Genomic DNA, 13,266 nt, shown 5'->3' with positions numbered 1-13,266 from the left:
CGCGAGGGTCCTTCGTCAGACGGCCGGGTCGGAGACCAGCGACCCCGCGCGGTGCTCGGCGCGCAGGGCGGTCTTGAGCACCTTGCCGCTGGGGTTGCGCGGGAGTGCCGGGACGACGGAGTACTCCCGCGGGTGCTTGTAGCGGGCCAGCCGCTCGCGGCACCAGGCGCTGAGCTCCTCGGGCGTGGGCGGGGACGCGGGGTCGCGCGGGGCGACGACGGCCAGCGGCGCCTCGCCGTACCTGGTGTCCGGGACGCCGATGAGCGCGACCTCGGCGACGCCGGGGTGGGCGGCGAGCACGTCCTCCACCTCGGCGCAGTACACGTTCTCGCCGCCGGTGATGATCATGTCCTTCTTGCGGTCGACGACGTACAGGTAGCCGTCCTCGTCCTGCCGCACCAGGTCGCCGGAGTGGAACCAGCCGCCGGCGAAGGCCTCCGCGGTCGCCTCCGGCTTGCCCCAGTACTCCTTCATCACCATCGGGCTGCGGTAGACGATCTCGCCGACCTCGCCCTGCGGCACGTCGTTCATCTCGTCGTCGACCACGCGGACCTCGACGTTGAGCATCGGCGTCCCGACCGAGCCGATCTTGCGGACCGAGTCCTCGTCGCGCAGGAGGCAGGTGACCGGGCTGCACTCGGTCTGCCCGAAGGCGGTGACGACCTCGGCCTGCGGGAACGTGTCGATCATCGTGCGCAGCAGCGTGGTCGAGGCCGGGGCCGCGCCCCAGGAGATCCGCCGGAGCGAGGACAGGTCGCGGTCGGCGATGCCCGGGACGGCGACCACCGCGGCCCACATGGCGGGCACCAGGAAGATGTTGCTGACCCGCTCGCGCTCGATGAGGTCGAGCGTGGCGACCGGGTCGAAACCGCCCGACCGGAGGATCACGTGCGTGCCGCCGACGAGCAGCGCGGGCAGGCCGCCGGCCAGCCCGGCGATGTGGAACAGCGGCGCGCCGGGGACGCCGACCCGGTCGTCGGGGGCCCAGCCGAGGTGCGTGACCTGGCTGAAGACGTGCATGAGCAGGTTGCGGTGCGTGAGCACGGCGCCCTTGGGCCGGCCGGTCGTGCCCGAGGTGTACATGACGAACGCCGGTGCGCCCTCGTCGACCTCGACCTCGAGCGGCTCGGGTGAGGCCGCGGCCAGCGCCTCCTCGAGGTCCCCGCCGATGGTGAGCACGGTGGTCACCCCGGGCGCCTGCTCGCGGGCCTTGGTAGCCACCTCGGCGAGCGCGGCGTCGACGACGAGCGCGGTGGCGCCGGAGTCGCCCAGGACGTACGCCACCTCGTCGGCGACCAGCCGGAAGTTGACCGGGACGACGATCGCGCCGAGCCGGACGCCGGCGAGGTAGGCCTCCCAGACCTCCATCGAGTTGAGCCCGAGCACCGCGACCCGGTCCCCGGTGCCGACGCCGCGGTCGGCCAGCGCACGGGCCAGCCGGGTGACCCGCTCGTCGAGCTCGGCGTAGGTCCGGCCGCCGCCGTCGAAGCGCAGCGCCCACACGTCGGGCGTCCGGCGCGCCCAGCGGGCCAGCTGGTCGGCGGCGGTCATGCCGCGGCCCTGCAGGGTGGGGATCGGGACGCTCACGGGTCCTCCTGGCCTGGCCTGGCGGGTGTGACCCGCGTCATGCTGGTGGCGGCGGGTCGCGGCGGTCAACCCTGACCGTCAGGGCAGCCGGGCCACCGCCCCGACGACCAGCGGGTCCACCAGGACGGCGCCGGCGGAGGCGGCCTGGGCCCGGAGCCGCTGCTCGAAGTCGGCCGGTCCGACCTCTGCGGCCGACACGGTCCCGGTGCGCTCGAAGGCGCCGGCGAGCGCGGTGACGTCGCCGCCCACGATCGACCACCCGCTCGCGTCCCCGCCGCGCTCCAGCGGCTGACCGGTGACCAGCGCCGGGTCGGGCAGCCCGGCGGCCCGGAACACCGCACCCAGCCGCAGGCCGAGGTCCGCGGGGACGCCCAGCCGGCCGAGGGTGGTGAGCAGCCAGCCGTTGAAGGCGGTCAGCAGCGGCAGGGGCGGGGACGCGGCCCGGGTGGAGAGGACGACCTCCTGGAACGCGACCACGCCGCCCGGACGGACGGCCCGCGCGAGGCGTGCGAGCAGCGCGACCGGGTCGGGCAGGTGCATCAGCACCAGCCGCCCCAGGACGGCGTCCACCGGCCCGGGCGGCTCCCAGGTGGTGACGTCGGCCTGCTCGAGGACGACGCCGCGGTGCCCGGCCGCCGCGGCCCGGCGGCGGGCGACCTCCAGCGGCTGCGGCGCGGTGTCGACGCCGACCACCCGGCCGGTGGGGCCCACCCGCTCCGCCGCCGCCAGGGTCACCGCGCCGGTGCCGCAGCCGAGGTCGACCACCGACGGGCCGGGGGCCAGGCCGGCGGCGTCCAGCCAGGCCGCGGTCGCCGCCGCGTACACCCGCGACAGCGCGTCGAGCCGGGCCAGCGCGGGGTCGTCGTTCCCCAGCACGTAACCGGTGGGGGAGCCGGTGGGGGAGCCGTCGTCCATGCCCCGACAGCGTGGCCCGCGGCGGACCCGGGCGTCAGTCCTCCGTGCGCGCCGACAGCAGCCGCGCGGCGAGCCCCTTCCACAGCGCCAGGTGCGGGTCGGTGGCGGCCGGCCGGTCGGCGAAGGCGTAGACGCAGGCCACCCCGCGCATGCTCGTGAACAGCAGCTCGCACACCTCGGCGTAGTGCGGCGCGGAGGCGATCTGCGGGCCCCAGATCCCGTCGGCCACCCGGCGGATCGCCGCGCGCAGCCGGCGCTCCTCGACCCGCAGCGCGGCCCGCAGCCGAGGATCGGTGCGCGCCGCCGTCCAGAGCTCCATCGCCGCCCAGAACGGCGGCTCCTGGAACGTCGCCCACATCAGGTCGATGGCCCGGTCGACCCGCTCGGGCCCGGTCGGCTCGTCGGCCATCACCGCGGCGGCGCGCTCCTCCACCTCGGCCAGCAGCGTGCTCGACACGTGCCCGGCGGCGGCGACCAGCAGCTCGGCGCGGGAGGGGAAGTGGTGCAGCAGCCGGCCGCGCGACACCCCGGCCCGGGCCTGGACGGCGAGGGTCGAGGCGCCGGCGTACCCGGACTCGACCAGGCAGGCGACGGCGGCGTCGAGGATCAGCGCCCGGCTGTCGGCCGTGCGGGTCGACCGGCTGCGCGGGCCGTCGTCCGGGAGGGGATGGGCGCTCACCCGCGGCAGGCTAGGCCCCCGGCGCGGTGCTGAACAGTCACCGTTGACCGTCACGGGTGACCGCTGCCACGCTGCGGCGCGTACCGCCCGACGACGAGGAGGCCCCGCGTGGACTTCGACGACACCCCGGAGGAGGCGTCCTTCCGGGCGCACGTCCGCAGCGTGCTGGAGGAGCACGCGAGCGAGCTGCTCCACGTCGCGCCCGGTGAGCCGGTCGACGCGCGCTCGCGCGAGGCCGAGCTGCGGGACACCCAGCGGGTGCTGGCCGAGGCCGGGCTGGTCGGCGTCACGTGGCCGCGGGAGTACGGCGGGCAGGGCGGCACGCTGGTGCAGCAGGCGATCGTCGGGCAGGAGCTGGGCCGCGCCCGGGTGCCCACGCTCATCAACCACATCGGCATCGGGATGTGCGGGCCGACCGTCATCGCCCACGGCAGCGACGACCAGCGCTCCCGCTACCTCGCCCGGCTGCTGCGCGCCGACGACGTCTGGTGCCAGCTGTTCAGCGAGCCCGGCTCGGGGTCCGACCTCGCCGCCCTGCGCACGTCGGCCGTCCGCGACGGCGAGGACTGGGTGGTCAACGGCCAGAAGGTCTGGACGACGCTCGCGCACGTCGCCGACTTCGGCATCCTGCTCACCCGCACCGACCCGTCGCGTCCCAAGCACGCGGGGCTGACGATGTTCGTCGTCGACATGCACGCCCCCGGCGTGACCGTGCGGCCGCTGCGCCAGATGAGCGGCGGCGCCGACTTCAACGAGGTCTTCTTCGACGACGTCCGCATCCCCGACTCCGAGCGCCTCGGCGAGCCCGGCGAGGGCTGGCGGGTCGCGCTCACCACGCTCATGAACGAGCGCGTGGCCATCGGCGGGGCGGGCAGCGACATCGGCCCCTCGCCGGAGTCGCTGACCGCGCACGCCCGCGACCGGCTGCCCGCCCTCTCCCCGGAGCAGCAGGTGCTGGCCCGGCAGGCGGTCGGGCGGGCGCTGGTCGCCTCGCTGGCCACCCGGTACACCGGCTACCGGCGGTTCACCACGCTGTCGCAGGGCGGGGTGCCCGGCCCGGAGGCCAGCGCCGGCAAGCTCGGCGGCACCGCCGCGGCCCGGCTGGTCACCGACGCCGGGGTGCGGCTGCTCGGCGACGAGGCGGTGCTCGGCGCCACCGCCGACGGCGACGACACCTGGCAGCGCGCCCAGGCCTACGTGCCCGGCATCGCGATCGCCGGCGGCACCGACCAGGTGCTGCGCAACATCCTCGGCGAGCGGGTGCTGGGCCTGCCTCCGGAGCCCCGGACCGACAAGAGCGCTCCCTTCTCCTCCGGAGGACGACGGTGAACTTCGACCTCTCCGACGACCAGCGCGACGCCGCCGCCGGCGCCCGCGAGTTCTTCACCGGGTCGGTCCCGCTCTCGGCCGCGCGGGCGGCGCTGGAGGGCGAGGGCCCGCCCGCGCCCGGCCGCAAGGCGCTGGCCGACATCGGCTTCCTCGGCATCACCGTCCCCGAGTCGGCCGGCGGTGCCGGGGGCAGCGTGCTCGACCTCGCCGTCGTCGCCGAGCAGGCCGGCGCGGTGCTGGCCGGGCCGTCGCTGGTCACCGCGGCGCGGGCGGCGGTGCTGCTCGAGGGCGCGCCCGACCTCGCCGCGCAGCTGGCCGACGGGTCGGCGGCGATCGCCGTGCTCGACGGGCCGGTCACCGGCTCGGCGCCCTCGCTGGACGCCGCCGACGCCACGCTCTTCCTCGGCCTCGACGGCGGCGCGCTGGTCGTCGGCGAGGGCGAGGTGACCCCGGGCCGGCCGATGGACGCCACGCGCGGGCTGGCCTCGGTGCGGATGACCTCCCGCCGGGTGCTCGCCGAGGACGCCGGCGAGCTGTGGGCGCGCGCCCGGCAGGTGGGCGCGGTGGTGATGGCCGCCGAGGACCTCGGCGCCGCCGACCGCGCGGTGCTCGTGGGCGTGGACTACGCGCAGCAGCGGCAGGCCTTCGGCCGGGTCATCGGCTCCTACCAGGCGGTCAAGCACATGCTCGTCGACGCGTGGGTGGGCGTGGACCAGTTGCGCTCGCTGGTGTGGTGGGCGGCGTGGGCGGCCGACAGCTCGCCGGCCGAGCTGCCGCTGGCCGCCGCGGCCGCCAAGGCCTACGCCGCCGAGGTCGCCGAGCGGGCCACCGAGACGGTGGTGCAGGTGCACGGCGGCATCGGGTTCACCTGGGAGCACGACGCGCACCTGTACTGGCGCCGCGCCAAGGTCGACCGGCTGCTGCTCGGCGACGCCGCCGAGCACCTCGACGCCGTCGCCCGGCTCGCCGTCGCGGGCGCCCTGGGATGACCCCGACCCAGCTGCGGTACGCCGTCGCCGACGGCGTCGCCACCCTCACCCTCGACCGGCCGGACCGGCTCAACGCGTTCACGCCGGTCATGGCCCGCGAGCTCGGCGAGGCCGCGGCGGCCGCGGACGCCGACGACGCGGTGCGGGTCGTCGTCGTCACCGGGGCCGGGCGGGCGTTCTGCGCCGGCGCCGACCTCGGCGCGGGGTCGGGGACCTTCGCCGACCGCGGCCGCGCGGAGGGCCCGCCGGTGCAGGGGACCGTGGACGGCGTCGCCCGGGACTGGGGCGGCGTCGCGTCGCTGCCCTTCGCCGCGCTGCGCAAGCCGGTGATCGCCGCGGTCAACGGCCCGGCGGTCGGCATCGGCGCGACGATGGTCCTGCCGATGGACGTGCGGATCGCGGCGGAGTCGGCGCGCTTCGGCTTCGTCTTCGCCCGCCGCGGCATCACGCCGGAGGCGGCGTCGTCGTGGTTCCTGCCGCGGGTGGTCGGCATCAGCCAGGCGATGGAGTGGGTGGCCACCGGCCGGGTGTTCGACGCCGCCGAGGCGCTGCGGGGGCGGCTGGTCAGCCGGGTCGTCCCCGACGCCGACCTGCTGCCCACCGCGCTGGACCTGGCCCGCGAGATCGCCGACAACACCTCCGGGGTGGCGGTGGGCGCGGCCCGGCAGATGCTCTGGTCGATGCTCGGCGCGTCCTCGCCCTGGGACGCCCACCGCGTCGAGTCGCGGGCGCTGGCCGAGCTCGGGAGCGGCCCCGACGCCGCCGAGGGCGTGGCCGCCTTCCTCGCCAAGCGCCCCGCCGAGTTCCGTGCACCGCTCGGCGACGGTGCGGTGGCCGGCGTGCCGCGCTGGCCCCTGCCCCCGGACGACGTCCTGCCCTGAGGTGCACTTCCGCGGACGTGCCCCGGGCACGTCCACGGAAGCGCACGCTCACACCGCGGCGATGGCGGCGACCGGTGCCGTGCGCGCCGCACGGCGGGCCGGCAGCACCGAGGCCAGCAGACCGGCTCCGGTCGCGACGACGACGATGCCGCCCACCTGCAGCCACGGGACGTCGAGCAGCACCGCGTCCTGGCCGCCGAGCACCGACGCCGTCCCGATCAGCCCGTACGCGCCGCCGAGCAGCACGCCGAGCACCGCCGCGACGCCGGCGACGAGCACCGCCTCCCACGCCAGCAGCCCGCGCAGCTGCCCCCGCGTGAGCCCCATCGCCCGCAGCAGGCCGTTCTCCTGCCGCCGCTCGACCACCGACAGCGCCAGCGTGTTGCCCACGCCGATCAGCGCGATCAGCACCGCGACGCCGAGCAGGCCGGTGACCACCAGCAGCAGCGCGTCGAGGACCGAGTCGATGGCGGCGCGCTCGCTGGCCAGGCCGGTGACGAAGGCGCCGGGAGCCGCCGCGCCGGTCAGCTCGGTGACCTCCTCGATGGCGTCGCGCTGGCCGCCGCCGTCGTCGAGGCGCAGCCACAGCGTCGCCGTGGTGGCGCCGGGCACGAGCGCCCGCACGTCGGCCGTCGAGAGCAGCGGCGTGCCCAGGCCGGTGTCCCCGACGGCGACGGTCAGCGCCCGGCTGCGCTCGCCCGCCCGCAGGGTCATCGTGTCGCCGGCGCGCAGGCCGTAGGTGTCGGCGGCCCACTGCGGCAGCACGGCCTCGCCGATCGCGGGCAGGAACAGGCCGGCCGTGCTGCGCAGCACCGGCGTCGCCGCGGCGGCGTCCACGCCCTGCACCCACAGCGGCTGCCCGTCGGGCCCGGTCACGTCCACGCCGAGCAGCGCCGTCCCGCCGGCCACGCCGTCGACGTCCTCCAGCTGCGGCAGCAGCGACGCCGGCAGCTCGCCGTACGCGCCGATCTCGACGTCGGCGGGGTAGGCGGCGTCGAGGCCGGCCTGCGCGGTGGCCCGGGTGGAGGCGGCACCCACCACCATCGCGGTGGTCAGCGTGACGCCGATGAGCAGCGCGGTCGCCGTCGCCGCGGTCCGGCGCGGGTTGCGCGAGGCGTTGCCCGCGGCCATCCGGCCGGGGACCCCGCCGATGCGGCCCAGCGCCCGCCCCGCCGCGGCCACCACCGGCGGCACCGCCCGCTGGGCGAGCAGCACCACACCGAGGAAGCTCGCCGTGCCGCCGGCCAGCGACGCGTACACGTCCACCGTCAGCACGCCCAGCGCCATGAGGCCGGCGCCGCCGAGCACGAGCAGCAGCCCGGTGGCGAACCGCAGCAGGCCGCCGCGGCTGCGCAGCGGGGCGGCGTCCACCGGCCGCAGGGCGGCCAGCGGCGCCACCCGGGTGGCCGCGCGGGCCGGGCCGAGGGCGGCGAGCAGCGTCGTCAGCGTGCCGACGGCGACCCCCGCGCCGACGGCGTACAGCGGCACGGCGACGCCCTCGAGCGGCAGCGGTGAGTCGGTGCCGACCAGTCCCGAGACGAGGGCGGCCAGCGCGACGCCCGCGCCCACCCCGACCACCGAGGCGGCCAGCCCGGTGACCGCCGCCTCGGTGAGCACGCTGCGCCGCACCTGGCGGGAGGTGGCGCCCACGCAGCGCAGCAACGCCAGGTCGCGCGTGCGCTGGGCGACGAGCACGGCCAGCGTGTTGGCGATGACCAGCCCGGCCACCAGCACCGCGACGGTGGCGAACACCAGCAGCACCGCGGCCAGGGCCAGCCGGTCGCCGGTGACGTCGGCGACCGCGTCCTCGGCGGCCTGCTCGCCGGTGCGCAGCTCGACCGCCGCGAAGCCCAGCGCGGGGGCCACCGCCGCCGCCAGTGCCTCCGGATCGGTGCGCGGCTCGCCGACGACCCGCAGCTCGGTGGGCTCGAGCCCGCCCCAGGCGGCCACCTGGCCGGCGACGGCGAAGCCGCGCGCGAACAGCCCGGCGCCGGGGTCGCCGCCGAGGTCGACGAGGCCGGTGACGGTCGCGTCGGCGGTGGAGGTGACCTCGCCGGTGACGGGGTCGTACACGGTGACGGCCACGACGTCGCCCACCGCGGCGCCGGTCGTCGTCGCGACCGCGAGCTCGCCGGGGGAGTCGGGCAGCGTGCCGGCGGCGACCTGCTGCCAGCGCAGCACCGGGTCGGCGGCCACGGCCTGCACCTGCAGGTGGGCCTCCGACCGGCCGGGGAAGCGGGCCTGGACGTCGGCGGAGGTGGTGGGGTCGACGGCGCGCACGCCGGGGACCGCCGCGACGGCGCCGACCGCACCGGCCAGCGAGGAGCCGTCGGTGGCGGTGACCACGACGTCGGTGCCGACGTACTCGGCGCCCGCGGCCCGCAGCAGCGTGACGCGGGCGGTCTCGTCGAGGACCAGCGTCGCGACGACGAAGGCGACCGCGATGACGACGGCGAGCGTGGCGGCGACCAGCCGCGGCAGGTGGGCGCGCAGGTTCGCCAGGGTGGTGGACAGCACCGGTCAGCCCCCGAGCCCGCGCAGCGCCTCGAGCACCGACGCGGCGGTGGGCCGCTCGACCTCGCCGGCGGGGCGGCCGTCGGCGAGCAGCACGACGCGGTCGGCGTAGGAGGCCGCGGTCGGGTCGTGGGTGACCATGACGACGGTCTGGCCGGTCTCGCGGACGCTGCTGCGCAGCAGGTCGAGCACCTCCGCACCCGAGCGCGAGTCGAGGTTGCCGGTGGGCTCGTCGGCGAAGACGACGTCGGGGCGGGGGAGCAGCGCCCGGGCGATGGCCACCCGCTGCTGCTGGCCGCCGGAGAGCTCCGACGGGCGGTGGCGGAGCCGCTCGCGCAGGCCGAGGCGGGCGACGACGGCGTCGAACCAGGCCGGGTCGGGACGGCGGCCGGCCAGCTGCATCGGCAGCACGACGTTCTCGCGGGCGTCGAGGACCGGCAGCAGGTTGAAGGCCTGGAAGACGAAGCCGACCCGGTCGCGGCGCAGCCGGGTGAGCTCGTCGTCGCGCAGTCGGGTCAGGTCGGTGTCGCCGAGGAAGACCTGCCCGGAGGTGGCGGTGTCCAGGCCGGCCAGGCAGTGCATGAGCGTCGACTTGCCCGACCCGGACGGGCCCATGATCGCGGTGAACTCGCCGCGGGCGAAGGCGACGTCGACGCCGGCCAGCGCGTGGACGGCCGTCTCGCCGGAGCCGTAGACCTTGGTCAGGCCGGTGGCGCGGACGGCGGCGGACGACACCGACGCCGGCGGTTCGCCGGGGACGGTCATGACGGGGACGGACACTGCGGACCTCCGCGGATCGCTTCTCGGGACGGAGGAACCCTCGCCGCCGGGCGCGTCCCCCCGCGTCGGAGCACGGGCTGAGAGGCGCGTCCTACCGGGGTACGACGCGCCGACGCGACGTGCAAGACGATCCGGCACGAGCGCGGTCTCATACTCGAGCTGAGCCGGGCCTGCGGGTCTCGCGTCGATTCTCATGAGGAAGTGCGTTGCCGACGCTGTATGTCCACGTGTCCGTCGATGCGTCCGCTGGCCCGGAGTTCACGTCCGTCGCAGCCGCAACGCAATCGCAGGTCGTCGAGAGTCCGCTGAGCCCTTCGCCGGGTCGGCTGATCTGCATGATCAGACGCACGAGTCCTCTCTCGCGTTCGACGGCTGCACGAGAAGAGACCGCGGCGGTGATGACGGAACTCCGGGACGCCGGAGTCGAGGCAGCGCACATCGCCACGACGATGCCGAAGAACCTCCGGGCGGACGGTCGAGCGCCCCAGTTCGTACTGCTGCGGAAGAAGTTGCGGAACCCGTTGCTGCAACGCCTGGCTGGTGATCCGCTACCGACCACCGTGTGGCGTCGAAGGATGACGGTTGCAGTCCGTCGCATGGTGGTGCTCGGCATGGGGGCGCAGGCGCACTTGAGTGCTGCTTCGTTCCCGGAGGCCGTGAGTCAGGCGCACGAGCTGTCCACGGGGCCGGTCAGCCACCGGATCGTAGAGATCCCCGCCGCGGCGATCCCGGAGGACGAGGATCGGCGTTTCGGTTTCGTCGCCATGTTCGCCGCCCTCGTCGTCGGCGGCACCCTCGGCTTCCTGTCATCGAGCGCCGTGACGTGGTCCGCGCTCGCCGTCCTGTGCGTCGCCGTTCTCGCTTACGCGACCGCTGCGCGCCTCCCGGCCGACGGAACTCGGGCCGACCGAGTGCTCGCGGCTGTCCTCGCCGTCGTCTTCGCTTGGCTGGCCTTTCTGGGAGTTCGCCGGTTGGCGGAGACGTCGCACAACGCTGTGACATACATCGTCGTGAGCATCGCGGTGCTCGTCCTGTGCGTGGGCATCGTGACCGAGTGGCGTGTGCGACGCTTCAGTGACCACTTGGCGTGGGCGGCGCCTCTTGCGCTGTCGCTTGTAGGTGGATCGACGCTCGCGCTCGGAGTGCTCGGTTACCAGCTGTTGGAGGAGCGACTCGCACTACCCAGTGGCTCGGTCGCTCATGACACCTTCGACCACGTCATCGCTGGTTTGCCCTTTGCTGCGGTAGCCGTGGTCTTCTTCCTCGTCATGGTGGGAAGCATGGGCTTGGTGCGCCGATATGCAGGGGCGATCCCCCTCGGGCCCGGCTCTCTCGTCCTCACGGTCTTTCTGGCGGGATCGGTGGCTCTCTCCGCGACGATCTCGTGGGCTCCGTCGGTCGCCGACCGGTTCAGGCGAGAGGGTGCCGAGGGATCGTACTTCCCATTCTATGGGTTACGGGCGGATCCCGTGTGTGTCACATTCCCCTCCGAGGCGACGCTCACCGTGGAGGGGGGAGGTGTACAGACGGACACACTCTGGTTGTTGTTGGGTGAGAGCGATTCGCGGTATCTGCTGTGGCAGCGAGATGAGGGGTATCGCCGGGTTCCTGTCGACCAGGTGACGGTGGTGGTCGGGGACGACCGGCTCGATGACTGCCCGTGAGCTCGAGACGCCGCGCTCAGGCGTCGCGGAGGAGGTCGGCGGGGGAGACCAGGCCGGTCCGGTAGGCGAGGACGACGGCCTGCACGCGGTCGCGCGAGCCGGTCTTGGCCAGCACCCGACCGACGTGCGTCTTCACCGTCGCCTCGCTCACGAAGAGCCGCTGGGCGATCTCGGTGTTGGTGGCCCCGAGCGCCATCTGCACGAGCACCTCGCGCTCGCGCGGCGTGAGCTCGGCCAGTTCCGCGCCGCCGCCGACCGTCGTGGGCGCCGTGCCGCGCAGCATCGGCGCCACGTGCTGCAGCAACCGGCGGGTGGAGCTGGCCGCGATCACCGAGTCGCCGGCGTGCACGGTGCGGACGGCGGCCAGCATCTCCTCCGGCGGCGCGTCCTTGAGCAGGAAGCCGCTGGCGCCGGCGCCGATCGCGGCCACGACGTACTCGTCGAGGTCGAAGGTCGTCAGCACGACCACCCGCGGCGGGTCGGGCAGCGCGGTCACCCGGCGGGTGGCCTCGATGCCGTCGGTGCCGGGCATGCGCACGTCCATGAGGACGACGTCGGCCGGGGTCGACCGCAGCAGCGCCACCGCCGCGTCCCCGTCGCCGGCCTCGCCGACCACGGTGAGGTCGGGCTGGGAGTCGATGACCATGCGGAAGCCCGCCCGCACCATCTGCTGGTCGTCGACCAGGACCACCCGGGTCACCGCGCGCCCCCGAGCGGCAGCACCGCGTGCACGCCGAACCCGCCGCCGCTGCGGGGTCCGGCCTCCAGCCGCCCGCGGTGCAGCTGGGCCCGCTCGGCCATCCCGCGCAGGCCCTGCCCGAGGCCGTCGGCGGGAACGGCCCCGGCGCCGCGGCCGTCGTCGAGGACCGACAGCTCCAGCACGTCGGGCCGCCAGTGCAGCCGCACCCACGCGCGGCAGGCGGGGCCCGCGTGCTTGAGGACGTTGGTCAGCGACTCCTGCACGATCCGGTAGGCGGCCAGCTGCGGGCCGGCCGCCATCGCCCGCGGCTCGCCCTCCACCAGCAGGTCGACGTCGAGCCCGCTGGCCCGGACGTCGTCGACCAGGACCGGGATCGCGGCGACGTCGGGCTGCGGGGCGTACTCCTCGCGGCGGTCCTCCCGCAGCACGCCGAGCAGGGCGCGCATGTCGGTGAGCGCCTGGCGCCCGGTGGCGGCGATGGCCTCCAGCGCGCCGGTGGCCGCCTCGGGGTCGGTGCGCCCGGCGTAGCGGCCGCCGTCGGCCTGCGCGATCACCACCGACAGGGAGTGCGCCACGACGTCGTGCATCTCGCGGGCGATGCGGGCCCGCTCGGCGGTGGCGGCCAGCCGCATCTCCTGGTCGCGCTCGACCTCCAGCAACCGCGCCCGCTCGGCCAGGCCGACGATCTCGCCGAGCCGGGAGCGGCGCAGCCGGCCCAGCGCCCATGCCGCGACGACGGACACGGCGATGGCGCCGACGGTGACCAGCAGCGCGTCGCTGGAGTCGAAGGAGTACCAGCGCAGCGATGCCAGGACGGCGCCGGCCAGCCCGAGGCCCAGCCCCGCCCGCGCGGCCCAGGGCGGCGCGTAGGCGGCCAGCGCGTAGACCATCAGCAGCGCCGAGACGTTCGCGGCGAGGAAGTCCGTGCCCGCCACCAGCTCGAGCAGCCCCGCGACGGTGACGACGGCGGCCGCAGGGACCGGCGCCCGCCGGCGCCAGGCCAGCGGCGCGACCAGCAGCACGCCGAGGACGAAGGACGGGGCCTCGGCCGGGTAGTAGGTCCGCGCCGGCGCGACGACCGTGACGAGCCCGACCAGGGCGGCGAGCGCGACGTCGACCTCGAAGGGCCGCTCGCGCAGCCGGGCCGCGAGGGTCTCGAGGAGGGGGCGCTCGTCCATCGCGACGACCCTAGGCAGCGACGCGTGCTCCGTCGTCCACCCGGGGGAGG

At 75.9% G+C, this 13,266-nt stretch carries 11 protein-coding genes; 4 read left to right on the top strand and 7 right to left on the bottom strand.

Annotated features, from left to right (window positions below):
* Nucleotides 1-15 precede the first annotated feature (15 nt).
* From JD79_RS00945 to JD79_RS00935, 3 genes are all read right to left on the bottom strand, one after another.
* Nucleotides 16-1,587, bottom strand: coding sequence for a long-chain-fatty-acid--CoA ligase (locus JD79_RS00945; RefSeq protein WP_211307808.1), 1,572 nt, complete (start codon nt 1,585-1,587; stop codon nt 16-18).
* Between the two features lie 78 nt (nt 1,588-1,665).
* A complete protein-coding gene (locus tag JD79_RS00940; protein WP_110004024.1) occupies nt 1,666-2,502 on the bottom strand; it encodes a class I SAM-dependent methyltransferase in 837 nt (278 codons plus the stop codon).
* 34 nt (nt 2,503-2,536) lie between these two features.
* On the bottom strand, nt 2,537-3,181 hold the full coding sequence (locus tag JD79_RS00935; RefSeq protein ID WP_110004023.1) for a TetR/AcrR family transcriptional regulator: 645 nt from the start codon (nt 3,179-3,181) through the stop codon (nt 2,537-2,539).
* Between the two features lie 108 nt (nt 3,182-3,289).
* On the opposite strand from JD79_RS00935, the gene JD79_RS00930 reads away from it, so the two are divergent.
* Genes JD79_RS00930 through JD79_RS00920 form a run of 3 tightly spaced genes read left to right on the top strand, consistent with a single transcriptional unit; the run spans nt 3,290 to nt 6,380 of the window.
* Entirely contained in the window at nt 3,290-4,510 is a 1,221-nt protein-coding gene (locus JD79_RS00930; protein WP_110004022.1) for an acyl-CoA dehydrogenase family protein, read from the top strand.
* Entirely contained in the window at nt 4,507-5,499 is a 993-nt protein-coding gene (locus tag JD79_RS00925) for an acyl-CoA dehydrogenase family protein (RefSeq protein WP_110004021.1), read from the top strand. The genes JD79_RS00930 and JD79_RS00925 overlap by 4 nt, the downstream gene beginning before the upstream one ends.
* On the top strand, nt 5,496-6,380 hold the full coding sequence (locus JD79_RS00920; RefSeq protein ID WP_110004020.1) for an enoyl-CoA hydratase-related protein: 885 nt from the start codon (nt 5,496-5,498) through the stop codon (nt 6,378-6,380). Before JD79_RS00925 ends, JD79_RS00920 begins: the two co-directional genes overlap by 4 nt.
* Nucleotides 6,381-6,428: 48 nt before the next feature.
* Here JD79_RS00920 and JD79_RS00915 read toward each other — a convergent pair whose 3' ends face one another.
* On the bottom strand, nt 6,429-8,897 hold the full coding sequence (locus tag JD79_RS00915; RefSeq protein ID WP_110004019.1) for an ABC transporter permease: 2,469 nt from the start codon (nt 8,895-8,897) through the stop codon (nt 6,429-6,431).
* A 3-nt stretch (nt 8,898-8,900) separates the two neighbouring features.
* On the bottom strand, nt 8,901-9,674 hold the full coding sequence (locus tag JD79_RS00910; RefSeq protein ID WP_245899480.1) for an ABC transporter ATP-binding protein: 774 nt from the start codon (nt 9,672-9,674) through the stop codon (nt 8,901-8,903).
* A 335-nt stretch (nt 9,675-10,009) separates the two neighbouring features.
* On the opposite strand from JD79_RS00910, the gene JD79_RS00905 reads away from it, so the two are divergent.
* Nucleotides 10,010-11,338, top strand: a complete 1,329-nt coding sequence (locus JD79_RS00905; protein WP_146220355.1) for a hypothetical protein — start codon at nt 10,010-10,012, stop codon at nt 11,336-11,338.
* Nucleotides 11,339-11,354: 16 nt separating this feature from the next.
* On the opposite strand, the gene JD79_RS00900 is transcribed toward JD79_RS00905, so the two are convergent.
* Nucleotides 11,355-12,038 (bottom strand): response regulator, encoded by a 684-nt coding sequence (locus tag JD79_RS00900; protein WP_110004017.1) that lies wholly within the window; start codon nt 12,036-12,038, stop codon nt 11,355-11,357.
* Nucleotides 12,035-13,216, bottom strand: a complete 1,182-nt coding sequence (locus JD79_RS00895) for a sensor histidine kinase (RefSeq protein ID WP_110004016.1) — start codon at nt 13,214-13,216, stop codon at nt 12,035-12,037. The genes JD79_RS00900 and JD79_RS00895 overlap by 4 nt, the downstream gene beginning before the upstream one ends.
* Nucleotides 13,217-13,266 lie beyond the last annotated feature (50 nt).

The organism is Geodermatophilus normandii (genome assembly GCF_003182485.1).
Taxonomy (GTDB): Bacteria; Actinomycetota; Actinomycetes; order Mycobacteriales; family Geodermatophilaceae; genus Geodermatophilus; species Geodermatophilus normandii.
The sequence above is the reverse complement of the archived record's forward strand: the minus strand, read 5'-3'. Positions and strand labels throughout refer to the sequence as shown.